At 46.5% G+C, this 25,271-nt stretch carries 22 protein-coding genes; 5 read left to right on the plus strand and 17 right to left on the minus strand.

Going from position 1 to position 25,271, the window contains the following annotated elements:
- Positions 1-179: 179 nt before the first annotated feature.
- Entirely contained in the window at positions 180-1,577 is a 1,398-nt protein-coding gene (locus QUB63_RS21885) for an NB-ARC domain-containing protein (RefSeq protein WP_332947420.1), read from the minus strand.
- 247 nt (positions 1,578-1,824) lie between these two features.
- Between QUB63_RS21885 and QUB63_RS21890 the strand changes: the two genes are divergently transcribed.
- A complete protein-coding gene (locus tag QUB63_RS21890; protein ID WP_332947421.1) occupies positions 1,825-2,310 on the plus strand; it encodes a hypothetical protein in 486 nt (161 codons plus the stop codon).
- A 154-nt stretch (positions 2,311-2,464) separates the two neighbouring features.
- Positions 2,465-2,923 (plus strand): hypothetical protein, encoded by a 459-nt coding sequence (locus QUB63_RS21895; protein WP_332947422.1) that lies wholly within the window; start codon positions 2,465-2,467, stop codon positions 2,921-2,923.
- 78 nt (positions 2,924-3,001) lie between these two features.
- Here QUB63_RS21895 and QUB63_RS21900 read toward each other — a convergent pair whose 3' ends face one another.
- A complete protein-coding gene (locus QUB63_RS21900) occupies positions 3,002-3,139 on the minus strand; it encodes a hypothetical protein (RefSeq protein ID WP_332947423.1) in 138 nt (45 codons plus the stop codon).
- Between the two features lie 81 nt (positions 3,140-3,220).
- On the opposite strand from QUB63_RS21900, the gene QUB63_RS21905 reads away from it, so the two are divergent.
- Positions 3,221-3,559 carry a XisI protein gene (locus tag QUB63_RS21905; protein WP_332947424.1) on the plus strand — a complete coding sequence of 113 codons (339 nt, stop codon included), beginning with the start codon at positions 3,221-3,223 and terminating at the stop codon, positions 3,557-3,559.
- A gap of 57 nt (positions 3,560-3,616) precedes the next feature.
- Here QUB63_RS21905 and QUB63_RS21910 read toward each other — a convergent pair whose 3' ends face one another.
- The 10 genes from QUB63_RS21910 to QUB63_RS21955 all read right to left on the minus strand — a co-directional run bounded on the left by QUB63_RS21910 (position 3,617) and on the right by QUB63_RS21955 (position 11,508).
- Positions 3,617-3,874 carry a hypothetical protein gene (locus QUB63_RS21910; protein WP_332947425.1) on the minus strand — a complete coding sequence of 86 codons (258 nt, stop codon included), beginning with the start codon at positions 3,872-3,874 and terminating at the stop codon, positions 3,617-3,619.
- Positions 3,834-4,196, minus strand: a complete 363-nt coding sequence (locus QUB63_RS21915; RefSeq protein ID WP_332947427.1) for a DUF6972 family protein — start codon at positions 4,194-4,196, stop codon at positions 3,834-3,836. Before QUB63_RS21915 ends, QUB63_RS21910 begins: the two co-directional genes overlap by 41 nt.
- Before the next feature lie 110 nt (positions 4,197-4,306).
- On the minus strand, positions 4,307-5,131 hold the full coding sequence (locus QUB63_RS21920) for a peptidoglycan-binding protein (protein WP_332947428.1): 825 nt from the start codon (positions 5,129-5,131) through the stop codon (positions 4,307-4,309).
- 76 nt (positions 5,132-5,207) lie between these two features.
- On the minus strand, positions 5,208-5,750 hold the full coding sequence (locus QUB63_RS21925) for a hypothetical protein (protein ID WP_332947429.1): 543 nt from the start codon (positions 5,748-5,750) through the stop codon (positions 5,208-5,210).
- The gene (locus QUB63_RS21930; RefSeq protein WP_332947430.1) at positions 5,747-6,241 is read right to left on the minus strand and encodes a DUF4365 domain-containing protein; all 495 of its coding nucleotides are present in this window, start codon (positions 6,239-6,241) and stop codon (positions 5,747-5,749) included. The genes QUB63_RS21925 and QUB63_RS21930 overlap by 4 nt, the downstream gene beginning before the upstream one ends.
- Positions 6,242-6,513: 272 nt before the next feature.
- Positions 6,514-7,458, minus strand: coding sequence for a GDP-L-fucose synthase family protein (locus tag QUB63_RS21935; protein ID WP_332947431.1), 945 nt, complete (start codon positions 7,456-7,458; stop codon positions 6,514-6,516).
- Positions 7,459-7,477: 19 nt separating this feature from the next.
- Positions 7,478-7,648 (minus strand): hypothetical protein, encoded by a 171-nt coding sequence (locus QUB63_RS21940; protein WP_332947432.1) that lies wholly within the window; start codon positions 7,646-7,648, stop codon positions 7,478-7,480.
- Positions 7,649-8,097: 449 nt separating this feature from the next.
- On the minus strand, positions 8,098-9,129 hold the full coding sequence (gene gmd / locus QUB63_RS21945) for a GDP-mannose 4,6-dehydratase (RefSeq protein WP_332947433.1): 1,032 nt from the start codon (positions 9,127-9,129) through the stop codon (positions 8,098-8,100).
- A 227-nt stretch (positions 9,130-9,356) separates the two neighbouring features.
- Positions 9,357-10,088, minus strand: coding sequence for a sugar transferase (locus QUB63_RS21950; RefSeq protein WP_332947434.1), 732 nt, complete (start codon positions 10,086-10,088; stop codon positions 9,357-9,359).
- A 253-nt stretch (positions 10,089-10,341) separates the two neighbouring features.
- The gene (locus QUB63_RS21955; RefSeq protein WP_332947491.1) at positions 10,342-11,508 is read right to left on the minus strand and encodes a glycosyltransferase; all 1,167 of its coding nucleotides are present in this window, start codon (positions 11,506-11,508) and stop codon (positions 10,342-10,344) included.
- A 426-nt stretch (positions 11,509-11,934) separates the two neighbouring features.
- Between QUB63_RS21955 and QUB63_RS21960 the strand changes: the two genes are divergently transcribed.
- The gene (locus QUB63_RS21960) at positions 11,935-14,004 is read left to right on the plus strand and encodes an iron uptake porin (RefSeq protein WP_332947435.1); all 2,070 of its coding nucleotides are present in this window, start codon (positions 11,935-11,937) and stop codon (positions 14,002-14,004) included.
- A gap of 753 nt (positions 14,005-14,757) precedes the next feature.
- Here QUB63_RS21960 and QUB63_RS21965 read toward each other — a convergent pair.
- The 3 genes from QUB63_RS21965 to QUB63_RS21975 form a co-directional block, all read right to left on the minus strand.
- The gene (locus tag QUB63_RS21965; RefSeq protein ID WP_332947436.1) at positions 14,758-16,671 is read right to left on the minus strand and encodes a response regulator; all 1,914 of its coding nucleotides are present in this window, start codon (positions 16,669-16,671) and stop codon (positions 14,758-14,760) included.
- An 801-nt stretch (positions 16,672-17,472) separates the two neighbouring features.
- Positions 17,473-19,260, minus strand: a complete 1,788-nt coding sequence (locus QUB63_RS21970) for an Rqc2 family fibronectin-binding protein (protein WP_332947437.1) — start codon at positions 19,258-19,260, stop codon at positions 17,473-17,475.
- A gap of 322 nt (positions 19,261-19,582) precedes the next feature.
- The gene (locus QUB63_RS21975; RefSeq protein ID WP_332947492.1) at positions 19,583-21,148 is read right to left on the minus strand and encodes a phytoene desaturase family protein; all 1,566 of its coding nucleotides are present in this window, start codon (positions 21,146-21,148) and stop codon (positions 19,583-19,585) included.
- A 325-nt stretch (positions 21,149-21,473) separates the two neighbouring features.
- Here QUB63_RS21975 and QUB63_RS21980 point away from each other — a divergent pair, with 325 nt between their 5' ends.
- Positions 21,474-22,061, plus strand: a complete 588-nt coding sequence (locus QUB63_RS21980; RefSeq protein WP_332947438.1) for a hypothetical protein — start codon at positions 21,474-21,476, stop codon at positions 22,059-22,061.
- Positions 22,062-22,117: 56 nt separating this feature from the next.
- Here QUB63_RS21980 and QUB63_RS21985 read toward each other — a convergent pair whose 3' ends face one another.
- Together QUB63_RS21985 and QUB63_RS21990 are read right to left on the minus strand one after the other, a co-directional pair.
- Positions 22,118-22,720, minus strand: coding sequence for a hypothetical protein (locus QUB63_RS21985; RefSeq protein WP_332947439.1), 603 nt, complete (start codon positions 22,718-22,720; stop codon positions 22,118-22,120).
- A 65-nt stretch (positions 22,721-22,785) separates the two neighbouring features.
- The gene (locus QUB63_RS21990; protein ID WP_332947440.1) at positions 22,786-25,245 is read right to left on the minus strand and encodes a CHAT domain-containing protein; all 2,460 of its coding nucleotides are present in this window, start codon (positions 25,243-25,245) and stop codon (positions 22,786-22,788) included.
- Between the last annotated feature and the right edge of the window lie 26 nt (positions 25,246-25,271).

The raw sequence follows: 25,271 nt of genomic DNA on the forward strand, positions 1-25,271 counted from the left end.
ACCGACTCGCAGCTCTGAGGCAAGGGTTTAAACCCCTGCCTGTCTCATAGCGAAAGTCCTCTAAAAGAAAACTAAAATCCATCAGATTTTTCATCACACTCTGCAGTCGGTTGAAACCGACTTCTGCTATGAGGCAGGGGTTTCAACCCCTGCCGGACTGCCGGACTGCACCGAAAGCGTCAACAAACCGGATTTGATATCACATATTGTCTCACCACAGGACAAAGATTGAATAGCGTTTCATTCTCCTGTTCCTCTATTTCAACCAACGATCGCCTCCCCAAAGATTGCAGCCCGTTGAATAACTCCGAGGGCGATAAATCGGCATTTTGTAGCAATTGCTGTATTGAAACTGAATTTGCTTCGCGGCTGAGGCGGGAGATGAGCTTTTTCTCTAATTCTGACAGGCGATCGATCTGCGGGTGCAAGTTTGCTGCCAATTCTTCCCCCACGAATAGCATATCATATTTCAAAAATTCTGCAACCCTGCCGCGAAATAATTCTTGAATGGTGGTGGCGACTATTTTTAACCACAATGGATTGCCTCGGTAGGCGTTAATTAGGTATTCCCATTTTTCGGGGTTGAGTAAATTTTTATTTCGGAAAATTTCGGCGGCATCTGTACCTATGCCTTTTAGTTGTAAAGTACGAACTAATGAATTTTCGCCTGTTAATGCGGTAATTTCTCTGGGGGTTTCCCAAGTGTGGAGGATGAAACAACTGTTGTGGGTTGTTTCTCCGATTTGTCTGAAGAGGATGCTGTAATTTTCGCAGTCGGGGCGGTAATTTCCTGCGAGTTGTCCGCTGCCGAGGAGAGTTTGCACGTCGTCGAGGATGATGAGACAGCGGTTTTTTCGCAGATATTCCATTAACAGGGAAAGCCGATCGCCAATGCTGACTGGTAATTCGGTTTCCGGTTGATTGGCGATAAATTGAATCAGGTTTTTCAGGGTAGTTCCGAGGGGTGGGGAGGTGCCCAGACTTCGCCAAATTACGCAGTCAAAGTGATGCTGAATTTGTGGGATGAGATGGAGGGAAAGTGCGGTTTTGCCGATGCCGCTGAGTCCTGATATGGCTGTGAGGTTGCACTTTTCTTGGACGATCCATTTTTCGAGGGTGGCGAGTTCGGATGTGCGATCTGAGAGTAATGAAATATGAGGTGCATCGGCTAAGTCTAGTCGGGTTTGGGGTTTTGAGGTGTCTGGGGTGGGGGTTGAGGGCGATCGGGCTTTTGGAACTTCGGGAGATTGGGTATCTGTAGAAACATTAACATTACAAATTCCTACAAAATCTTTGGCAATTTTTGATGAAACGATCGAGACTTGCCACCTCTCCATAGCAGTTTTTAAATTTGATTTATTAATCTCTTCATCAAATACCTCTGAAAGGATTTGCCATAACTCAGAGGCGACATTTCTGACATGACCTTCAGTCCGATGGGATTCTTCTGCGATTGTAGAGTGTTTTTGACCTTTCCATACACCCAGCAGGATAGCTTTTTGCAGATCGTCCAAGTGTTCTCCTGTTTTGGTGAAAACCATTTCGTCGGCAAATCTCAAGACTTCTTGAACGTCCATTGGTCGGCTTGTGGGAATTTTAGTTATTGTATCATACTTTTTCTGACATTTTATAGCAGAAATGATTAAATCTGACATTTAATGGGATAAGGGTTTGTAAAACTCATTACATTTCCTGACTTTTTATGACTAGACATAACTTGAATATTGACACGAAAATATTCTATATTTACAAGCACAACTGTACTTTTAATAGTCAATTGTATAGCTATAACAAATAAAAAAACTTCCTGTAGGAGGGAGCATTATGAGTAGCAGTAATAATACTATTGCTATCGTTAGTCTTGGGCTTGGTATTGTTGTCATCATGGGCATCGGTGGCATTGTTGCTTACTCGAATGTGAATAATCAGCTAGTTAGCACTCAAACTCAGTTACAACAAGCTCAAAAGGAGCGAGACGAGTTTAAAAAACAGAGCGAGGAAAAAGATAAAGAGATTAAGGAGAAAGATAACGAGATGAAAAATCTTCGTGACACTTCTGGCGCTCGCGCAGATGAAATTGGTCGCAAACAAGACGAACTTAAGCAAGCTAAAGCAGACACTCAGACAGTAAGTGGCTGCCTAAAAGGTGTATTGGAGGCAATCTCACATCAAGATGACCAAAGTAAGGCTATCTTTGCTCTAGGAGCAGTAAAGGATAAGTGCGAATCAGCCGGAAGGATCGTACAACGAATAGAAAACACACAGGATGAACAACAATCTCCTCGTACAAGCAATATCCAATCGAATTAATAAATCAGGGTGCCATTACATTTGTTCAAAACTCAGCGAACTTCCTGCTTAGCGTCGCTGCGGGTAATCGCTCTTTCTTTTTCTGAAGTGCGATCGCCCTTATGTTATTACAAGCTTAAATTATTTCTGCACACATCATTTGGTTACTAAAGCAATGAACAAAAAATTAGGAATGTTAGCGATCGCAGCTCTTTTTACTCTCAGTGGGGCTATCCTTAAAGGTACTCAAATGGCTAATGCTAACCTAGTGCAAACCACTACAGTCACTCATCAAAACTTTACAGATAATAACTTAACAATTTTAGCCCAGGGTTATGGGGGACAACAGAGTAGCCCTTGGGGACAGGTAGCAGTACCACAAATATACACCAACCCCGATACTGGGCAGGCTTTTTGTTTCTATACATCAGCACTTTGGGCACCTTGTCCAAATCATGGCACATCAGTTATCAGAGCCCGAAATGCCAAATGCAGGGGTTCCAATACTACCCAAGCATTAGTCGATCGATGTCCACGCGCTTTGTGTGGATTAGCAGAGCTTCAATCCTTGTCGAACGCACTTAGCAGTAACGGAGGCTCAACTCCTCCTTTACCTTGTAATGGTCTCCCCTAGCAAACAGATCTGGATTTATCTAATAAGTAAGTTTGATTTTTAGGGTGCTTTGTTAGCGCTCTTTCTTTTGCCTCATCCTTAAGAGCGATCGCCCTTCTTTAACTGAGGTGCGATCGCTTCTATAATAATAGCTAGATGCTGTGAAAAAACGATGGCTGCCAAAGACCTATTCCATGATGCTGTAAAACAAGCACTCCTGAATGAGTAGTGGGTCATTACGGCATATCCACTGAGCCTCAAGATAGATAAGGTAGTGAAGTTAATCGTCTACGATCCGGTTCAGGAGGTAATCATTGAATGGAAAGAATAGAGCTTTATCGCCAATTTATCCGCCAACTATTAACCTCTCATGCCAATTTATATAATAACTCAGAGTTGGATGTTGAGTGCCAACTTGTGTTCGATACAGAACACGACCATTACCAAATTTTAGATGTGGGCTGGGAGGGATACAAACGCATTTATAACTGTTTCATTCACTTAGATATCAAGAACGGTAAAATCTGGATTCAACGCAATATGACAGAAGCAGACCTCGGACAAGAATTAGTCGAGATGGGAGTAGCCAAAGAGGACATTGTTTTAGGGCTGCATCCCCCTTACAAGCGTCCGTATACGGGCTATGGGGTTGCTTAGGAAAATGCCCGATCGCCCTTTTTGGCCTAAAGCGCGATCGCCCTAATTATTCTTCACTCAAACTATTTCTGAGGCTAAAAGCCTCCCATCAACTCGCTCATATTCATCTTCCAACAGCCACGAGTGAGCCTCATCGTAACTTGAACCTAAAAACAGCAGTTTATAATTCGCCGATGGCTCGTAAATACCACAATTACTATTTTTGCCACTCACTAACATCAGAATCCGAGGCGGGAAAACAATCGGATCTACCCACAACTCGATAAATTCCCAATCATTGACTTGTTCGACGAGGTTTTGTGCGGGGGATAACATGGTAATTATCGGTTCCTTTGATGATTTTAATTTCTGCGTAATACAGCGGAATGCGACTGCCGTCGGCTCTGATTTGATGACCTATAGGATAATCAAAGTATAGCCCGTAGCGCTCGTAGTCATCGGTTTCATCCTCAATCCCTGTAAGCTCTCCTCTATCTATAATAGCTTGTATCACTAAATCCATTGTGGCTCTGTCATTAAACACATGAGCTTTTTCTTCTTTTCTCAGCAGTCTTTGTACCTGTGGCGTTTCGGGAAGATGTTTGTCAAATAAACTGGTTCTTGGGTCTGGTGTTAGTTCGCGGTTAATGCCACTCATTAACTAATTATATAGGATACTTGCAATTTATCCTACCATAACCTTATATCAAAAGCGCCCTGACTTGAATTGAGGAGCGAGCGCTTTTATAATAACAGAAGACAGGATATTTAAGCACTTGCCTCGATTAAATCTGCTTCCGCATCCCGCCGTCTCCCTATACCTTTTTCAATGCTCGTTCCCACCCAAATCCGTTTCATTTCCCGGATTTGTTCAGCAATTCCCTTGATATCTTTTTTCGGCACTAAATCCCGGATTGCGCGCATTTCGCGACGGCGGTTTCCCTCCATACTCGGGCCGCGATTGAACACCAAACTTATCAATCCTCCTTGAACATCTGCCGGCAATTCTTCCAAACCTGGAAATGCCGCTTTTGTCTGATTGTAAAATTTCGGCACTGTGACAACATTAAAAACTTCCCATGCTAATTCCCAAGCAACAATAATGTCTCGAACGCTAGCTAAACGCTTTTTCGCGACTTCTCCTGTCAACTCGCAGCATTCACTCAAACGTTTTTGGTCAGCATCCCCTAATTTATTCCAATCTTGGTTAAAAACTTCTACGCTATTGTAACCTAAGTCGTAACCGATGCCGATCGTAATTCCCGATGCTCCTTCCGGCCAAGTTGGGCGCTGCAACAGCTTTTCGTAGTATTCCCGCCCGCCGCCGACCTCGAATTCTAAGATTAGCTCGATCGCCCTGTATGATAAAAGTGACGACCCCAAAAGTTCTCCGGGGAACAAAGCAGCTAGCGTTTTCGGGCCCGCAACTCCATCGACCAAAAACCCTTTATTACTCTGAAATTGCTTCACCGCTGCTTCAGTTTTCGGCCCAAACTTACCGTCTGCACCGCCTGAATTCAAACCTAACTCCAGCAAGCGTTTTTGAAGTTTAACAACATCGGAACCCGATGCACCTAATTTTAGAGTTTGCACAACCTGTTTTCCTGTAATGCGATCGGCACAATAATTTTTACTTCAGATTGTACCACAACAAGGATTTCCCAAACTATTAGATTAACTCTGCTTCAGTCAGCAGAGCAAAATCGCGCGGATTGTTTAACACGAAACCGTCATTTTCTTTAATTAAATCGCCAAAACACGTTACGGGCGATCGCGCTTCATAAGCCTTGAGGGCCAACTGATAATCTGCATCCCTCAATTCCAGATTAATTTTTCTCAGCTTCCCCACCCCAAATCCCATTAATGTAATTTTGGAGGTTGCCGATTCTTCCCCCTGTACTTTATTAATCCATCCCGAGATTGCAACATTAGGTAAAACCGTGATTAAATCGCTGATAATATCTAGCTGAGAACGCTTTTCTATCACTTCTAGCGCCTTAATGGCTTCATAAATAAGCTGAGGGGCATCAAATTCTTGTCTCAAAGGCTGCTTGATTTCAAAAAGCTCACCAGCATCATTCTTTTTGCGCCAAATCCAAGTATTTTCATATACCAAAGCAACTTTTTGCCAACCTTTTGCTTCTAAGTGTGCCGCCAACACATTTGGATCTATAGTTTGGAAAATTTCCTTGTCTTTTACAATTACTTTCACGGTAAACCTCCTGGGCTAAGACGCTGCATAATAGACTTAAGAGCCTCTACTGTGAACTGATTGGATCGGGGTAACTCAACTGTTACATTTGCTGTATTGATTCTTTCTGGCTGTCCCCGCAGCGACACCCAGTAGGCACAATACCTCATGCACATTTCGTCTTCAGACTGCTGCAACCAGTTTTCTAGATTTTCCGGCACGAAAACTACCACTAACAGGCGCGGAACCTGGGAATTGATTATCAAATCGCTGTAGTTTTTTATCCTCAGCGGATATCTGATGAACGGCCCGTCGAGTAGATCCCTTGAGGTACATTTTAACTGTAAGTTAAGCTCGGGGGAAGAAACTACTCCCCCACCGCCTCTTGCCACAATCTTTAAATCCACGTTGTCGTCGTCTACCTCTGGCTGACTGACAGAAAAACCCCCTACTGCTGCAACGGCGCGGATATAAGCTTTGCTAAAAAGTTCTTTCTGCTGGTTCAGTTCCATTCTCAAATAAACATCTTGCGAAAATAATATATTTTACAATCAAGGTGTTCCACAAGTAATTATTGTAGGAGAGTTCTACCCGAGAGGCGATCGATTGGTATAATTTCTTTTTCTTAGTCCGCGGAGGCGGACATCGTTTGTGTAGTAGCGGTTTCAACCGCCGACTCGATCGAGATTCATTTGTATAGACGCGGTTTCAACCGCCGACTCTTATCAATGAGGTTTATAACAAAAAAACCCCGGTTTATTCAATAAACCGGGGTTTTTCACACTCAAACTGCGTGTTTTCGATACCAATCAATCGTACTTTTCAACCCTTCCTTAAACTCCACCTCAGCAACAAAACCAAACTTTTCCTTAGCCCTTTGCGTATCCAAACAGCGGCGCGGCTGACCGTTCGGTTTATCTGTTTCCCAAACAATTTCTCCCTCAAATCCCATCAATTCGCAAATCGTTTCCACTAACTCGCGAATTTTAACTTCGCTATTCGTTCCCAAATTAACCGGGTCAGATTCACTGTAAGATTGAGCCGCCATCACAATGCCGCGCGCCGCATCTGTGGAATACAAAAACTCGCGGCTGGGGCTGCCGTCGCCCCAAACTGGCAGTGTTTTGTCTCCCCTTTCTTGCGCTTCGTAGACTTTGCGAATTAATGCGGGGATGACGTGGGAACTTTTCGGGTCAAAGTTATCTTCTGGGCCGTACAAATTGACTGGTAGCAAGTAGATACCGTTGAATCCGTACTGCTGGCGGTAGGATTGCAGTTGCACTAATAAGGCTTTCTTGGCGATTCCGTAAGGTGCGTTCGTTACCTCTGGATAGCCGTTCCAGAGGTCGTCTTCTTTGAAGGGAACTGGGGTTAAGTTCGGATAAGCGCAAATTGTGCCGACGCAGACAAATTTTTCGACTCCTGCTTCGTAGGCTGCGTGGATTAGTTGCGCGCCCATCATCAAATTGTCGTAAAATAGCTCGGCGGGTTTAATTAGGTTTAAACCGATGCCGCCGACATGGGCTGCGAGGTGTATGATGATATCTTGTTTGTCGGCGGCGCGCTTGCAGTTTTCCATGACGCGGAGGTCGCAGTCGATCGATCGAGTCACCGAAATTTTATCAGCATCGGCCCCTGCTTTCACTAACTGGTCGATTACCTGACGGCCGAGGAAACCGGCGCCGCCCGTGACTAGAATGCGTTTGCTGCTTAAATCCAAGCTGGTCATAATTTTATCCTCGGGATTTTCAATAAGGGTCGATCGACAATTTCCATTCTAAAATTGTTACTTTAGCAAAAAAGCTTTCAGCTACAGCAGGCGCTGCCAACAAATCTGTTTTACCTGCTGCTAATAGGGACAATGTACTCAGTGCGCGCCCGAAAACTAGATTTATGGGCTGCGAGTCCTCAGCGCTCATTTGAATGTTTTTGTTAGCCCGCACAGCCGCAAATTTTGCGAGCAGTTAAGCTGGTTGTTTGAATGCGCGTGCAAATAGCTGCAACCATCGTCTCATCAGTTGTGAACTGCGTGTAGGGGCAATCCCCCGGCGCGCAAATGGGGGCAGACACGGGGCACTACCCCTACAAATTGTTAGCAGTGACCCCGCCCAAAAACTGATACCGTGCCACGTACTCATACCATTTTCGCATTGAAGCATTGAAGATTTTCGATTGGGAATGACTGATGACATAAAGCTTTGGATAGCGGGCCGACAGTTGCATTCTTTTTGGTAACTGGTATTAGGTCGTGGAGGGTCAAAAATTTTACACTCAAGTTCGGGCTCCGGTGATTCACTGCGCAGCAAGTAAATCTTCAATGCTTCAATGCTTCAATGCGAAAATCGACGCTCCGGCTTAGTTTGGCGGCTCAATCAAATCCGTTACCCGAACCTCGCTCCTGCTTTTCGAGAGCTTTCATGTCAGCATCTACCATTAAATGTACTAACTGCTCAAAAGTTACAGAAGGTTCCCAATTTAATTGCTGGCGCGCCTTAGTCGAATCGCCAATCAACAGTTCGACTTCTGCAGGACGCAAGTAGCGTTCGTCAAACTCCACATATTTTTGCCAATCTAAATTGACGTAAGTAAAGGCCAAATCGAGAAATTCTTTAATGGAATGGGTTTCGTTGGTAGCAATGACGTAATCGTCAGGCTTATCTTGTTGCAGCATCAGCCACATTGCCCGCACGTAGTCTTTAGCATAGCCCCAGTCCCGCTTGGAATCGAGGTTGCCCAAATAAAGTTTTTTCTGCTGGCCGGCAACAATTCTGGCAACAGCGCGAGTAATTTTGCGAGTTACAAAAGTTTCGCCGCGGCGCGGAGACTCGTGGTTGAACAAGATGCCGTTGCAAGCAAAAAGTCCGTAGGATTCGCGATAATTTATTGTTTGCCAGTGACCGTAAACTTTGGCACAAGCGTAGGGACTTCTGGGATAAAAAGGAGTTGTTTCCTTCTGCGGAACTTCCTGCACCAAACCAAACATTTCTGAAGAACCTGCTTGATAAAACCGCACTTCTATGCCTGTGCGATTCTGGTAGTCCCGAATTGCTTCTAGTAGTCGCAATACCCCCATCCCTACGGCATCAACCGTATATTCCGGCGAGTCAAAACTAACTCGAACGTGAGATTGAGCGCCTAAGTTATAAACTTCTACAGGCTGAACTTGTTCCAATATTCGGCGCAGAGTAGTACCGTCGGTTAAGTCGCCGTAGTGCAGAAATAACTGTGCCCCTTCGCTGTGAGGATCGACATAGATGTGGTCAATGCGATCGGTATTGAAACTAGAACTGCGCCGGATAATGCCGTGAACTTCGTATCCTTTCTCTAACAGTAATTCGCTCAAGTACGAGCCGTCTTGACCTGTAATACCTGTTATTAGCGCTCGCTTGCGTTGCGTCATCTGATTTTCCTTTGACAGGCTGTGTTAATTCACTTCGGACTTTCAGGGTAGAGGCTGTTGTTGCCTGCCCGTCGTATGCTCAAGCTCTACCTTAACTCACAATTCTTCGATCGGCATCAAGGAACTGTAAATGTTTTGACAAAAAGTTTGCCGCTTGCTGTCAGTAGTCAGCATCAGTGGTCAGTAACAAACAAAACTAACTACCGATGGCTGACTGCGGACAATAATTAATATGCGCCGTTATTTTTGGGGAAAATCACCACTCCAATTGTTTTGAAAACAATCCACATATCCATCCAAAGGTTTTTGTCATTGGCGTAATAGAGGTCGATTTGGACTCGCCGGGGATACGGAATGTCGTTGCGACCGGACACTTGCCACAAGCCTGTAATTCCAGGTCTGATGGTGAGAATTTTGTTGATGTGACGGCCGTATCTCGGCAGTTCTTCTTCAACTAAAGGTCTCGGTCCGACGACGCTCATATCTCCTTTTAATACATTCCAAAACTGGGGGAACTCGTCTAAACTGGTCATTCGTAAAAATCTTCCAATCCAGGTAATTCGAGGGTCTTGTTTCAGTTTGAAATTGTCCTCAAACTCTTGACGCAAATGCGGAGATTTTTCCATAATTTCCAGCAATATGTCGTCCGCATTTTCCACCATCGTTCTGAATTTAAGGCAATAAAACATTTTACGGTTTTTGCCTACTCGTTCCTGTACGTAAAAGATAGGCCCGGACGAGCTTAAGGCGATTGAGAGAGCCAAAAGCAGGTAAACCGGAGCAAACAGGATCAGAACCGATAAGGAAAAGAGGATGTCAAATAACCGCTTGAAAAATTCTCCGTCGAGTCTCTGTAGAGAACGACTTATGCGTCTATCTCCTTGCAGGACAGGCCCAAAACCGCGTCTTGCGATCGCTCGAATTACCTTGCCGGAGATTAGTTGGCTGTCGGCAGTCATCTTACTCCTTCACTTCACACCACACACAGTCATGATCATAAAGCCTCAAGACGCTTTGTTCTCTGAATTATGTTTCAAATACTCAATTTTCTGCATTCAGAAGAAGTCCGATGGAAGTCGTCAAGCGTGAAGTCGGAAGAAGGAGGAATGGACAAGGCACTTATGCAGAGAGGTTTTCAGGGCTTCTGAAGCAATTGCAGAATATTTTCCTCGTCTGGGAGTCTCCCAGTGTCCCACTCTCCCTCTCCCGCTCTCAAGTCCCAGACGAGGAAAAATCGCCGGATTTAAATTCCTGATAGCACTGTTCCACAAAAGCTAGATAGCGCTGCTCAAAAACTTCCGGGGCAAACTCGGAGGCGCGCAACCGTGCCGTGGACGGCCCAAATTTGCCTTGCAACTGCTCAAATTCTTCGACAGCTTCGACTATGGCTGCTGCGGTTTGGGAGGGGAAAAATAAACCTGTCCCAGTTTCTGGGTGTTGGCGAATGTCCAGCACTGTCTCCAAAGCGCCGCCTGCTGCACAGGCAATTACCGGTGTCCCGCAAGCTTGAGCTTCTACTAAAGCGATGCCAAAATCTTCGCAAGCTGCATACACAAAGGCTTTCGCCTCTGCCATGTACTTTTCGACTACCTCCGCAGGCTGCCAGCCGAGCACTTGCACGTTGGGTTTGGCGAGAAGCCGAATCATTTCTAATTCGGGCCCGGTGCCGATGACAATCAGAGTATGCCCGAGTTGATTGAATGCTTGGACGATCGCACTTACGTTTTTGTAACTTACCAACCGGCACACTGTCACATAAAAGTCTTGTTTTTGCCGCATCAACGAAAATCGCTCGATATTTACCGGCGGATAAATCACCTCGGCGCGCCGCCGGTAGCACCGCCAAATTCGGCGCGCCGTGTGTTGCGAGTTGGCGATGAAATAATCGACGCGGTTGGCGGAAATGACATCCCACTGCCGCAGCCGGTGCAGCAAATATCGCGTCAGCAGGCCCGGGATGCCCCGTCCGGCTTTGCTGCTGCGCAAATAGTCAAAAGTTAAGTCCCAAGCGTAGCGCATGGGCGTGTGGCAGTAGCAGACGTGCAGTTGCTGGGGACTGCTGAGGATGCCTTTGGCGACGGCGTGGGAGGATGAGAGGATGATGTCGTATTCTCGCAGATCTAGTTGTTCGATCGCGATCGGCAGAAATGGCAAATATTTTTGCACGCCGCTGCGGGCTGCGGGAAAGTGCTGCAAAAATGTGGTGCCAATCTGTCGCCCGAAAAGATAGCTTTCGGGATTGGCCGATTCAAAGTCGATGAGGGCATAAACATCTGCCTCGTCTACGTGTTTGAGGATTTCCTGCACTACCAGTTCCGAACCGCCCGTAGCTAAGGGCGTCAACCATTCGTGAACTAGGGCGTATTTGAGTTTTTTCACTTGTATGTAGTCGATCGAACGATTTTTTAGCGCCAGTTCTGTCAATATTAGTCTTACTGAGGGATCGCTGACGCAATATCGAACCATCTACAGGGTTTTTACGTAGGCGACTCGATTTTAGATTTGAGATTTTAGATTTTAGATTTACTCCACGGATTAATCTGGGCTCTTGAACAGCAGTCTAAAATTTTGGACTCGACCCTCACGAGCATCGGGTGTTTGTACCCATTTTTTGGCGTGGTTCAAAGCAAAGATTTTTAGCATAAACGGGGTTTTTGTGAAATCAGGGACAGCAAAACCGCTGAGTTCGGCAACGATTCCCCCAATTGTTGACAAAGAATACTATTAGGCGGAATACTGTAGGGGATTTGCGATCGGCTCAGTTTTCGGAAAGGGCGATCGAACTAACGTGGTGTGAGGAAAAAAATGTCCAAATTTTTGTGGAAAGGACTCTTAGTCAGTCCCGCTGTACTAGCAGCAAGTTTAGTAGTATCTTCGACAGCCCTAGCAGCAGAGCAACCTGTAGAAATGGTGGCAGCTCAAGCCAATCAATTGGAATTAGCAGGTGCTGCAACGGAGGCAGCACAGCCTGAAACAGCAGCAGTGACCGCCGAACCAACGTCACTAGCTAGCAACTTGACTGTTGACACTATTGATAAAGAAAGTGTTGAAGCGAAAGTAGCCCCAGTTGCCGAACCAGCCGCATCAGCGGAAAACAACGCAGTTGCAGCAGCAGACTTAACCGAAACCGCACCGGCAGTAACGGCCGCCAACTTAAGTACCGAACCACCTGTCGCGGAGCAAATACCCGCAGTCGCGCCCGCAAACTCAAGCGAAACGCAACCCGCCGCCACACCGACTAATTTGGGCGCCGAAAAAGCGGCCGCACAACCCCAGCAGATTTCCCAATCAACTCCTCCAATTGCCCAACCTCAAGCGCCGTCAAATGTTTTAGAACAAATCAACCAATACAGCGCAGAAGGCGGCAGCGAAGATGCAGCCGGCCAAGTAACCTCAGTTTCGCAACTTTCCGACGTTCGGCCCACAGATTGGGCATTCCAAGCTTTGCAATCCCTAGTAGAGCGCTACGGGTGCATCGCCGGTTATCCAGACGGCACTTTCCGCGGCAACCGGGCGATGACTCGCTACGAATTTGCAGCGGGTTTAAATGCGTGTTTGGATAAAGTTACCGAGCTGATTAGAGCCGGTACGACAAATCTGGCAACAAAAGAAGATTTGGCTTCTGTGCAAAGGTTGCAAGAAGAATTTGCGGCGGAATTGGCAACTTTGCGCGGCCGCGTGGATGCTTTGGAAGCGCGCACGTCTGAATTAGAAGCAAATCAGTTTTCGACTACAACTAAACTCAACGGCGAAGTAATCTTTGCTTTGACAGGTATCGCCCGGGGAGAAGATGCTAACGGCCGCGACGCTGATACAACCACGGCTTTTGGCAGCAGGGTTCGTCTCAATTTTGACACGAGTTTTTCAGGCCAAGATTTGCTCAGAACTCGACTGCAAGTTTTAAATTTGGGTTCGTTTTCTACTAACAATACCAAAACCGCTGAAGGGGAATTGCGGTTTAATGCCGGGCCTTTTGCCGAGGCTAGCAATACTGTAGGTTTAGATGCGCTGCTTTACCAATTCCCCCTAGGCAAAAGCACTACTGTAATCCTAGAAGCCAACGCCGGCGCTGCTGACGATTTCACCAACACTGTCAACCCTTACTTTGACGGAGATGGCGGCAGCGGTGCTCTTTCTAACTTCGGTACTCGCAACCCGATTTACTATTTGACTGCCGGTACTGGTATCGCTCTGCGGCATCAGTTTGGGGAAAAACTCGAGCTGAGTTTGGGATATTTGGCCGGCAACGCTGCGAGCCCGACGCAGGGTAACGGTTTGTTCAACGGTTCTTACGGCGCTTTGGCTCAGTTGACTTTCAAACCGACAAGCACTATGGCTTTAGGTTTAACTTACGTCAATTCCTACAACTTCGTCACCGGTACGGGCAGCAATGCTTCTAATTTCCCGGTGCGTCTCGGTTCCTTCGGACTCGATACCGAAGACAACCTCAAGACTTCTAGCAATTCCTACGGCTTGCAGGCTTCGTGGAGAGTGCGGCCTGGCTTGGCAATTGGCGGTTGGGCGGGTTACACTAACCAGCGCATTTTATCCAACTTGGCTACTCCTACGGGTTCTGTGCAGCGGGGAGACCAAAAAATTTGGAACTGGGCCGTTACTTTGGCTTTTCCCGATTTGTTGAAAGAAGGAAATGTGGCGGGCTTTATTGTAGGTATGGAGCCGCGAGTGACGAGTTCTACTAATCGGACTTTGCCGGAAGATAAGGATACTTCGCTGCACATTGAAGGGTTCTATCAGTTTAAGCTGAGCGACAATATTGCGATTACTCCTGGTCTGATTTGGCTGACTGCTCCCGACCACAATAAGGATAATTCGGATTTGGTTATTGGGGTGGTGAGAACTACGTTTACTTTCTAGGCTCAGTCATGTGGGATTTGAGATTTGAGATTTGGGATTTGAGATGGGCGGTTTTAATCTAAAATCTCAAATCGCGACTCTCAAATCGGTTGAAAAACTATATTTTTTTGCCCGCGTGCTTTATTTAGACTTGCTATAGATGGCAATGAACAATATTTGTTAAGATTGTAAACAGGCATTTCTTGCCAACAGTCGCGACAAAACCAGTACACCCTGGCGAACGTGACGGAGCATTTGATTCGAGCAGCAGGGGGAGTTTGTATTCTGGCTAACTTGACCGATGATTTGATTTTATCTGTCGCTGTCGTCTGTCATAAAAACCTCTTTTTTAACTCAGATTTCTTTCACTCTTGTTGCAAAGTGCCCCCATCTGGCTTGAAGCACCAACTACATCACTCTAAAAGTGAAAAGTAAAGATTTTGTAAAAAAGACGAGGTTGTTAAGGAATTGATTGAAATTTAAATATTTCGCAACAATAGTCAGATTAGTTTCCCCAAAAAAATGTAAATTGTAGATTTTTATGCAAGGGAATTTTAATTGCACGGTTCTAGCCAGAGAGAGAGGATCGGGGCGAGATCCGTCGAGCCAATAGCAACTGCGTAGCCTAATACGATTTTCGCATTGAAGATTGGCAATGACTGATGGCATAAGGGTTTGTTACAAAAGTGAGATGCTTAAATTTTCTCTCTCTCGACTCTTGTCACAACCACTTTACTATGTTATTGGGAAACCTGGTTTGTTTTGGGCGATCGGCTACGGTGCGGTGCGCGATCGATGGCGCTCGATCCGGCTGAGCACGCGCGTCACCAATTCTGGCCCCAACACGGGTTTAGTGATGAAATCATCGGCTCCGGCGGCAAAGGCTTGGGTTAGGGAGTCTGCATCGGTGCGAGCAGTTACAACTAAGACAGGCAAATCTGCCCACTGGGTGTCCTGTCGCACCACCTGGCACAACTCCAGCCCGCTGACCTGCGGCATCTCGACATTGAGTATTACTAAATTGGGGGAAGTTGTCAGCAGCATTTCCCAAAATCCTTGGGGTTCGGTTAAAGTTATTACTTCCAAACCCCAAGGTGTTAGCAGTGCCGATAAGTGTGCTAACACCGCAGGATCGTCGTCAACAATTAAGACTTTGCTTTGCAGGGCTTGAGTTTTGGTGAAGATGCGGGATATGGCTCTAAAAATTTGGTCGGTGGTGGCAGGTTTGTGCAAAAATTGTTTAGCACCTAAGCGAGATGCTGCTAGGCGATCGCCAAGACTGTCGCGTCCAGTAAATACAATTACAGGCAGGTTGGGCGATCGCTCGTTGAGTTCTCGCAGCAGCGTCAATCCATCTTCTTCTGTCTCTGGAAAGCTTAAATCTATTAAAATCAGATCTGGCATTGACATCGCAAGGCGCGATCGGGCGGCAGCGACATTCGGGGCAATTTTCATCCGAAATCCCCGAGCTTCGGATTCTGCTTTTAAGCACTCCGTCAAAGCAGCATCACCGTCAACTACTAGCACTCGATGAGATACCGCGGTAGGCACTGGTGAAGTCGTTAAGGTAACTGCTGGTTTGGCTAATTCCTGCTCTAATCCTGTCACCACTTCCGAAAATCGGGTGATTTCTTCAGCAGTGAAAGGGCGAAGAACACCACAGGGGTTAACTGGGCTAACGGATATTAGTAAATGCTCTGCAGAGCGCGCCAATTTCGATCCTTCAGGATAACCAAAAGATGCCATAGAGCCTGCCAATTTATGCGCTTCATGCTTGGCTGCTCGGTATAATTCTACCTCTAAATTTCCGGTCATCAGAGCGGTTTTTGCTTCCGACAAGACGGCAATTTGTTGCTGAAATACTCCCCGAAACCGCTCTAGCACTTTGTCGATCGCAGACGGCTCTCCGGCGCGAGATTTCTGTTTTTGGCGGAGATCGGTGTCAGAATTGTTTGCCAGGAGCGGGGCAGCTTGGGGACGCGGCTTGAGCCGATAGCCCATACCATAAACTGTTTCGATAATTTCTGCGGTTAAGCCGCCTGCTTTGAGTTTTTTTCGGAGATCCTTAATATGAGTGTTAATGGCGCGATCGGTTGGTGCACCGTCAAATCCCCACAGGCGATCGAGAATGGCGCTGCGGCTGAAGATGCGATCGGGATTTCGCATAAATAATTCCAGCACATTATATTCTGTGACTGTCAGTGAAATGACTTGTTCGCCAAAGGTTACTCGACCTGAATCCATGTCTAAACAAAGATTTCCCCAAGTCAATGCAGCGGATGAGCCTTTGGCAAAACTGCCTGGGGAAACTGCTTTAGAGCGCCGCAATAATGTGCGGATTCTTGCCAGCAATACTTCCGTACCGCAAGGCTTGTTGATGTAATCATCGGCTCCTGCGTCGAAAAGAGCTACCACATCGGCATCTGAATCGTTTGCTGTCAGTAACAGGATCGGCTTGCGGTAGTTTTGCGATCGCAGTTGCCGGCACAGACTAATCCCATCTAGTTTCGGAACCTGCACGTCGAGCAAAATCAGGTCGTACTCAATCAATGTTGCCAAGTCTAAGCCCGCTTGTCCGTCGATCGCGCGATCGATCGTGTAGTCATTTGTTTCCAACACCTTTGCCAGTGTCGCACTCAGTAATGTATCATCTTCTACTAGCAGAATTCTGATCGGAGACTTCTTCATTGTGGTTGTGGGGGTGCAATTCCGATGCCCTCAAAGCTGGTGATGTACGACCTAGGCCTTTCTTCTCATTGAATCATAGGTTATTCACGGTAACGGAGAATTAGTCATGGGCTGAGATTAATTTTAATTGATTGTATTAAAAAAAATATCCTTTTTTTTAGGGTTCAAAGCTTGACTCTGAGAATTCAATGAAGTATAATTTAATAATGGGAATAGTGGCTGAATAAAGCTTTAATTCGCCACTTCCATTATCTAAAATATACCTCAAAAGTCGAGCCAAGTCAAGAGATAATTCTTCTTTTTTAGGGCGAATTTTTTAACAACAAGCGATCGGTCGTGCCAACGTACTTTAGCTACCATCGGCGGCAAGAAATGCAGCAGCGATTAACTCGGAAAAATGACGGCAAATAATTATCGAAAATTTGTACGCTGCGACCTTGAGTTGAATTTTAAAACAGAAACGACCAGCTTTAGCAAGCTGGTCTGCAAAAATAGTTAAATCCGTTGTGTTTGTTCTCACAGTGTTTTTCTCACAGTGAGGAAACCCAAGTTGCACGTTTCTTTGCAGCGGGTTCTCAGAGACATATCATCCCTCTTAAGCGGTATTTTAACAAGAAAATTTAATTTTTGCAATAAAACGTTACATTGGAGACTGATTTTTGGGTTCGATCGTTCCGAATGCAAGTCCTCTGATTTTATGTTGACACAAGTCCGATGCGGAGAACCTGTTCGATCGTTCGGAATGCAAGTCCTCTCTTCTTGGATGAGGACACAAGTCCGATGCGGAGAACCTGCTCGCTCTCATGCCGGCGCTTGTTGCGGCCGGCCCCAGACAATTCGCTCTTGTTTGTATACGACCATACCAGGCTTCGCACCCTTTGGCTTGTACACATATTTCGGTTCGGTATAAACCACCGGAACTTGTTCGCTGTGGCGGGCGCGGCTGTAGTATGCAGTCATGTCGGCGGCAAATTGCAAATCGGTTTCTTCAGCAACTGTACCGGGTGTGAGGCGCAATAAAGCGTGACTTCCGGGAATCTCTAGGGTGTGGAACCATAAATCGTAGTCGTTGGCGGTGCGAAAGGTGAGTTGGTCGTTTTGGCGGTTGTTGCGCCCGATCAATAGTTCAAAGCCGCTGGGGGTTTGGTAGCGGTGAAATTCGATCGCAGCATTTTTGTCGGTACTGCGGTAATCTGGTACATCGAGATATTTTTGCTGGATCAGTTCTTCGCGGATTTCGGCGAGGGTTTGCAAATCTTGGGTGTTGCGGTAGGTTTCCAATACCGAAAGCGCGACTTCGACTTGTTCTAAATAGTCGATTTCTTCTTGTACGGCGGCTAACAAAGGTTCTACTGCAATGCGGGCTCTTTTAAGTTTTTGGTGTTTTTTGTAGAGGGCTTGAGCGTTTTGAACGGCGTTTTTTTCCGGGTTTAGCGCAATAACAACTGGTTTTTCGGTTTCAAAGTCTGGGAGAGAAATTGATTTCATTCCCGGTTCCCAATGCTGCAAGGAAGCCATCAGCAAGTCGGCTTGGGATTTGTGGGTGTCGGCGTCTGCCGATTGCTGCAAGCGTTCTTTAAATGTGTTGGCTTTGAGGCGCAGTTTTGCGAGGACGCTGTTGAGTTTTTGGGTGAGTTGATGCCGCACTTGGGCGAATAGTTGTTGGTTGATTTCGCCTGTGTAGTAGCTGTTGAGTAATTGTTGAACGGAAAGGTTCGGCAGCGGATTTTGTTCCGGATTTAACGGATTGGGGGAATTAGATTCGTTTTCAGGATTTGAGTGTTTTTCTTCGGGTTTTGGCCAGTCGATGACGCTGTAGCCTTCGGGGGTAAAAGTCGGTTGAAATTTCGAGTTTTCTAGGCATTGCAGCCAGTACAGCCAGCGCTGGAACAGTTGCTGCCATTGGTGGGGGTTGAGGCTGTCGGTAGATTGTTCGGGGTCGAGATTTGCCGATCGAATCATGGACACAACTAAGGCTTTGCTCAACCCTCGGTAATTCTTCAACAGATTAATCTTTATTTGCCCGGGAACCAGGCTAATTCGTTCTTTCCAGCGATCGAGAGATTCGATCGCGCTTGGCACTGTATCGGTCAAAGACGGGGGCAATTCGTAGGGTTGCCCGGTTTGGATGGGGCGGACGCTGGACTGTTTGACGCCCACTTGGTGGGCGCAGGTGACAACGAGATTATCTTCGGCGGTGAGGATGACGTTGCTGTATTTGCCCATAATTTCGGCGTAGAGGTGCCAGAGGGCGGGTTCGCCCGGGCGTTTGGCGAATTGCAAGTCGATGACTCTTTCCCAAGGGGAGACGGGGGCGATGGAAACTAAGGCTAAACCGCTGAGTTGGTGCCGCAGTTGTTCGCTGAAGGTGAAGGTGTCGGGAATGCGGGGCGGGGAGTCGCCGACGCAGATGCGGGCGGCTGCTGGATGGGAGGAAATGTCTATCCAGCCGCGTTGATTCATGGTGCGGAGGGCCAGGGATACGGTAAATCGATCGCGCTGGTAGACTTGTTCTAAGCGCGCTGGCAGCCATTGGGCTCGCAGGTCGCTGCAAGCTGCGGTTAAAGTTGTAAAGTCTACGGGTTGCACGGTGGCCTCTTTGCGATCGAGCTATGTATTTCTATGCTGACAGATATTCGTCATATTTAACCAATTGTATCAAATTTTTGTGCCCTAATTTGAAAATCCGCCGCTCGCAAATCCGAACACAAGAATGTGCGATCGCATTTGGGAAAATACAGGACACAACAATCAGGTTCGATCGTTCGGAATGCGAGTCCTCTTTCATCAGAAAGGACTCGCATTCCGAACTATCGAACCTATCTGTCCTCTCTGATGAAAGATGCGGACTAAAGTCCTCACTACGAACCTATCTGTCCTCTCTGATGAAAGATGCGGACTAAAGTCCTCACTACGAACCTATTTTTAGACCGATATCCCGCAGCATTTCTAAATGTTTGTTCAGGGGTGCGATCGTATTGGCTGCGATCGCCCCGCTAGCAGCAACAGCCGGCAAACCAATACCCGGAAACGTGGAATCTCCGCAGCAAAACAGCCCAGCCAAAGGCGTTAAGGGCCCAGGGAACAAGCCTGTGCCCGCCCGAATTCCAGGCCCGTAGGAACCCCGATTTCTCCGCAAAAACCGTTCGTGAGTTAGCGGTGTTCCAACTAAGGTGACTTCGCAGCGCGATCGAATATCTGGCACAATTCTCTCTAAAGCTTCCCACATCACCTCGGCGCGCGCTTGTTTTTGCAGCTTGTACTCTTCGCTGGTGCGATCGAGCTTTTGCCACAAATCGTAAGGCTCGTTACCGGGTGTATAGGCGTGAATGACGTGCTTCCCATCCGGTGCGAGGTGGGGGTCGAGCAGGGAGGGAATCGAGACGAGAACGACGTTCTGAGGGGCTGTAACGCCCAGTTCCCAGTCCTTGACGAAGATGTAGTGACAAGCCAAGTCCGATCGCACTCCGGCAGCATCAATTCCCAGATGCAGGTGCATGAAACTGTCGCATTCGGGAGTCGCCTGCCGCTGTTGGCGAAATTGTTTGGGGATAGAGTTTTCCGGCAAAAGTTTCAGCGTATCCCAAACGGAAGCGTTGGAGACGACGGCTTTGCGCGATCGAATAACTTTGCCCGATCGCAGCCGCACGCCCGCAGCCCGGTTGTTTTCCACCAAAACTTCTGCAACGTGGGAATTTAGCAGCAACTGCCCTCCGTGGCGCTCTAAACCGCGTACCAGGGCATCGACGAGGGCTGCACTACCGCCGATCGGATAGTCTAAAACTGCACTGGGGCGATACCAGTCGGCGAACATGAAAGCGACTTCGGCTGCGATCGTTCCGTCGGCGGGAAGTCCAGACAGCAGGAAACACAACAAATTCAGCCAATTTCGGACAAAGGGATCTTTGACATTTTTGTCCATAATTTTGCTGAAAGGGCCTGCAAGTGCGATCGCCTCGCCAGCACTTTGCAGGAAAGCCGGCGCAAATTGGCCGAGGGTAAAAACACTGCCCAAATCGAAGCGCAAAGCGAGGGAGGGCAAGGCTGTGGCAGCTTTGGCGTAGGGTTCCATGATGCGCTGGAGTTGCCGCCATTCGGCTGCTGCTTCGCTACCGCGCAGTTGTGCGAGCACTTCGCCAAATTGACTCGCGCCGACGGATGTGTCGAAATCGCCTTCGGGCAAACAGCAACCCCAAGTATCGTAGGTGATGCAGGGGAGTTTTTCGCCGATCGCATCCAAAACTTGCCGCAGCGGATTCGCAGACGGGCTGTAGGATAATCCTGAGTACAATGATGGCCCGGAGTCGAAGGTGAATCCGCCGCGTTCAAAACCGTGTGCGGCCCCGCCCGCGATCGAGTGACTTTCGCAGACAATCACGTCAAAGCCATATCGGGCAAGCATTGCACCGCAACTTAACCCGCCGGTGCCGCTGCCGATGATGATGATTTCTGTGTCTGTGGGGGCGATCGCAACCATGTTTTTCTCCGCTACTTCAGCTAATATTATCAATGTCTTGCAGCTTTAGGACTTAGGCATTTAACTGTGGGCTCGATCCCCCCTAGCCCCCCTTAATAAGGGGGGGACAAGAAGCAGTCAAAGTCAACCCCTACTCCCCTTATTAAGCGGCTCGATCCCCCCTAGCCCCCCTTAATAAGGGAGGGACAAGAAGCAGTCAAAGTCCTTGTTAAAAATGGCGGGCTCAGAAGCATTCAAAGTCAACCCCTACTCCCCTTCTTAAGGGGGATTTAGGGGGATCTAGATTCAGCTACCACCCTTAAAATACAAATCTGTATATTATTAAATGGAAAACATATCAATTCTAGAACAAGCGGCCAAATCGAATACTAAACCATCATCCGCCGCCGTAGTCGCCGCCCTCCTAGAAGCTGAGAAAAACGCCAAAAAAACTAAAACTCGCTATTCTTTCGAGCAATTAACCGGCACTTGGCGCTTGTGCTTTATCACCGGCACGAAAAAGACTCGACAAAAAGCGGGAATTGTGTTAGGTGCGGGACGTTATATCCCTGAGTGGGTGGCGAAAATTCAAATTGCTTATTCGGCCCAAGCTGTTGCTGATGGGGAAGAAAACAGCAATATTGGCAGGGTGGAGAATTCGGTGCAAGTTGGGGCGATCGAACTAACTCTTTCGGGGCCGACTAAGTTTTTGGTGAATAAGAATATTTTAGCTTTTGATTTTACCATAATTACTGTGAAATTGTTGGGGAAAACTGTGTATCAAGGATTTATTCGCGGTGGAGAAGCGCGGGAGGCGGAATTTTTTAGTTTGAGTGTGGGAAAGCAGGCATTTTTTGCATATTTTCTGGTAGAAGATGGGATAATTGCGGCTAGGGGCAGAGGCGGCGGCTTGGCTTTGTGGCGGAGAGTTTAGCTGGAAATTTACGCGGGTCTTTTTGTTTGTGTAAATGCAGTTTCAACCACCGGGTTTCAAATTGAGTGAATACCACTGGCCAAGATACCTAAAATTTTACCAATATCGTTGATAAAATATTCCACTAAATCAATTTCGATCGCCTGTCCTGTTAATCGCATAAATTTCCAGTTAGTCCCCGTAGTAACAGTGCCATAAATCACCGGAATTTCATTACCTTCATTTTGGTTAAAAATTTGTGCAGCCAACATTTCTGCTACGCATTGCCCTAAACCAGCTAGTATATTTTCTTTTTTGGCTTCGACAATAGTAATTACGGGCGCACTGACAAATAAAAGTTCGGGGGATTGACTGATAATAAAATCACAATTGCCGTTTAATCCTTTGGTGCTATCTACACTAAAGTCTATGCCAGAAAACCAGCTAATTTGATAATTTAATTGTTTTCTGAGTTCGACTAAAATGGGAGCAATAATCAGTTCAGAGCGAGCTTTTTCCGTATTGCTACCAAGGGCTAAAGCTAGATTGTCGCGCAGGGTTTCTTTGAGAAAATCGCTTGGTGTCAATTCGGAAATTTCTATGAAAATATCAGAACGCTCGGAAATCGTTAAATTAAATTCTTTGGCAACTCGATTTAAAGTAAAATCACTGTATGACATGGTTATCTATCTCTATGTATGTTTGTGTAAACGCTATTTCTACCACCGGATGACAAAAGCCATAACTACCGCGCATCGCCAATTAAAATAAACGGCGACCAATAAAACGGATGGCGAGTAATTTGACTCAACTTAGCTTGCCGCAAAGCTTCATTTTTACTCATCCCCTTATTGATATTTTGATAAAATTGAACCATCAAATCTTTAGTAGCGGCATCATCAACACTCCACAAACTCGCCATCACCGCTTGTGCGCCCGCACGCTCAAATATATATGCAACTCCCGATATTTCTTCACCGTTAGAATTCGCTTGCATAGCAGTTTGACACGCGCTTAAGGTGAGAAGTCTGGTGTTTTGCAATCCTAATAACGCCGCATCGCGAATATTGAATTGGCTGTCAGCAAATAGCAGTGTATTTTCCTCCATCCCCAATTTTTGACAGCCTCCCTGTTGGAAACAGCCGTGAGTTGCTAGGTGTAAAAAAGGAAAGCGGGGTGCTTGAGTTTTGAATTGGTCGAGGGTGGCGGCATTGCCGATATAGGCGGAACTTCCGGGGAATAATTGAGCGATATTTCTAACTTCTTCTTCTGTACCAGCTAAATTTTGCGGAGCACGGGGGATGGGATTTCCTAATGCTAAGACTCCACCTTGTAAAGTAGAATTGGGAATTGACCTTGTGGAAATGCGGGTGAGATAGTTGACGGGATATTTCTGGATGAGGAATTGGCGATTTTGCCTATCATAAAGGGTTTCAAAAGGGATGTAACGCAATTTTCCTGTGGCGATGATGCTCAATTGTTTGGGAGATAATGCCTGTATTTGGTCTTCTATCGGGCGAATTAGGATGTCGTATAGTTTGCCGCCAGTTTCTCTGTAATCTGAAATGAGATAGTTTGATATTTCTTCGCGGTGTTCGGTGAGGAGTTTGTCGAATTCTGCGGGATCGATCGCAATTTTTTTAACACTTAAACTGTCTTTTGTCAAGACAAATAGGGCGATCGTATTGGGGACATTTTTGACATTTGTGAGCAAGACGGGTTGAATTACAACGGTATCTGGTGCGATACTTGCTTTCAGTTGGGCGATGTCTTTGGGTGTGGTTTCAAAGAGTTCGGCAACTTCTGGGAATTGGCGGCGGATTTTTTCAGCTAGTTTGTTATTTTCTTCATGAAGTTGATTGATTTGTTGGGAAAGTTGGTCGGAAGGTTTCTCTTGTAATTGGCGATATAAGAATTGAATTTGCTGACTTCTTTGATTCCACTGGTCAATTAATTGCTGTGCTTCTGGGTTTTTGACTTTGGCGTTGATGAGGCGGGTGTAGTCGGCGAGATCGGCGGTGGTGGCGATGTTGACCCATTGAAAAGCGCGATCGGCTTGGTTTTGGTCGATGAGGATGTCGGTGAGGGAGATCGCTGGTCCTCTGTTAGCTTGTAAAAACTTTTGGCGATTTTCTCGTTGTAAACCACTCCGCATTTCTAAGATAATTTGGACGGATTGCTGCCAATTGTCGATAGCATCAGTGGGTTTATTAGTATCTTGGTAGACAGAACCGATATTACTCAAAGTAGTAGCTTCCCCCCTGTAATCGCCCACTTCCCGCATAATTGGTAAAGCTTGGTTAAAGTATCTCAATGCTTCTTGCGGTTGGGAGATGCTGTTGTACACTGCACCAATATTGTTCAAAATGGTAGCTTCCCCAAAGCGAGATCCCACTGACCGCATAATTGGTAAAGCTTGGTTAAAGTATTTCAAAGCTTCTTGCGGTTGGGAAATGCTGTCATACACTTGACCAATGTTACTCAAAGTAGTAGCTTCCCCCCTGTAATCGCCCACTGACCGCATAATGGGTAAAGCTTGGTTAAAGTATTTCAATGCTTCTTGTGGTTGAGAGATGCTGTTGTACGCTGCACCAATATTATTCAAAGTAGCAACTTCTCCTCTGCGATTGCTCACTTCCCGCATAATGGGTAAAGCTTGGTTAAAGTATCTCAATGCTTCTTGCGGTTGTCCAATGCTATTGTATGCTAAACCAATATTATTTAAAGTAGCAGATTTCCCCGCACGATCGCCCACTGACCGCTTTGATAAAGCTTGGTTCAAGTAGTTCAATGCTTCTTGCGGTTGTCCAATGCTGTTGTACACTACACCGATATTACTCAAAGTAGCAGCTTCCCCAGAGCGATCTCCGAGTTCTTTATAAATGACAAGCGCTTGGTTATAAGAGTCTAATGCTTGCTGGGGCTGACCAATATTATCATAATTCAAACCTAGTCCTAGAAAAGCCAACGCTTCAAGTTCTCTCATTTTAAATTGTCGCGCAATAGCTAGAACCTGTTGCCATGTTTCTATTGCCTGTAGCGGTTTGCCTCGCTGTCCCTGTTGTATTGCTTGCTGTATCAATCTCTCTATTTCTTCAACCTGCAAATCTTGATTTTGCGCCCAACTAGGTTGAACCATCACCGGTACAGTCAGAGGAGTCAGACAGACACCAAAAGCCAAAACACTGCTAATAATTCGTTTCATGTTCTTCATAGTTTACCAAATTAAAT

It is taken from the genome of Microcoleus sp. ARI1-B5, from assembly GCF_036705795.1.
GTDB lineage: Bacteria > Cyanobacteriota > Cyanobacteriia > Cyanobacteriales > Microcoleaceae > Microcoleus.

Coding starts and splice junctions, on each gene's coding strand:
- QUB63_RS21885 (WP_332947420.1), bottom strand. CDS start 1,577: ATGGACGTTCAAGAAGTCTTGAGATTTGCCGACGAAATGGTTTTCACC.
- QUB63_RS21890 (WP_332947421.1), top strand. CDS start 1,825: ATGAGTAGCAGTAATAATACTATTGCTATCGTTAGTCTTGGGCTTGGT.
- QUB63_RS21895 (WP_332947422.1), top strand. CDS start 2,465: ATGAACAAAAAATTAGGAATGTTAGCGATCGCAGCTCTTTTTACTCTC.
- QUB63_RS21900 (WP_332947423.1), bottom strand. CDS start 3,139: ATGACCCACTACTCATTCAGGAGTGCTTGTTTTACAGCATCATGGAAT.
- QUB63_RS21905 (WP_332947424.1), top strand. CDS start 3,221: ATGGAAAGAATAGAGCTTTATCGCCAATTTATCCGCCAACTATTAACC.
- QUB63_RS21910 (WP_332947425.1), bottom strand. CDS start 3,874: ATGTTATCCCCCGCACAAAACCTCGTCGAACAAGTCAATGATTGGGAA.
- QUB63_RS21915 (WP_332947427.1), bottom strand. CDS start 4,196: ATGAGTGGCATTAACCGCGAACTAACACCAGACCCAAGAACCAGTTTA.
- QUB63_RS21930 (WP_332947430.1), bottom strand. CDS start 6,241: ATGGAACTGAACCAGCAGAAAGAACTTTTTAGCAAAGCTTATATCCGC.
- QUB63_RS21935 (WP_332947431.1), bottom strand. CDS start 7,458: ATGACCAGCTTGGATTTAAGCAGCAAACGCATTCTAGTCACGGGCGGC.
- QUB63_RS21940 (WP_332947432.1), bottom strand. CDS start 7,648: ATGAGCGCTGAGGACTCGCAGCCCATAAATCTAGTTTTCGGGCGCGCA.
- gmd (WP_332947433.1), bottom strand. CDS start 9,129: ATGACGCAACGCAAGCGAGCGCTAATAACAGGTATTACAGGTCAAGAC.
- QUB63_RS21950 (WP_332947434.1), bottom strand. CDS start 10,088: ATGACTGCCGACAGCCAACTAATCTCCGGCAAGGTAATTCGAGCGATC.
- QUB63_RS21960 (WP_332947435.1), top strand. CDS start 11,935: ATGTCCAAATTTTTGTGGAAAGGACTCTTAGTCAGTCCCGCTGTACTA.
- QUB63_RS21965 (WP_332947436.1), bottom strand. CDS start 16,671: ATGAAGAAGTCTCCGATCAGAATTCTGCTAGTAGAAGATGATACATTA.
- QUB63_RS21975 (WP_332947492.1), bottom strand. CDS start 21,148: ATGGTTGCGATCGCCCCCACAGACACAGAAATCATCATCATCGGCAGC.
- QUB63_RS21980 (WP_332947438.1), top strand. CDS start 21,474: ATGGAAAACATATCAATTCTAGAACAAGCGGCCAAATCGAATACTAAA.
- QUB63_RS21985 (WP_332947439.1), bottom strand. CDS start 22,720: ATGTCATACAGTGATTTTACTTTAAATCGAGTTGCCAAAGAATTTAAT.
- QUB63_RS21990 (WP_332947440.1), bottom strand. CDS start 25,245: ATGAAACGAATTATTAGCAGTGTTTTGGCTTTTGGTGTCTGTCTGACT.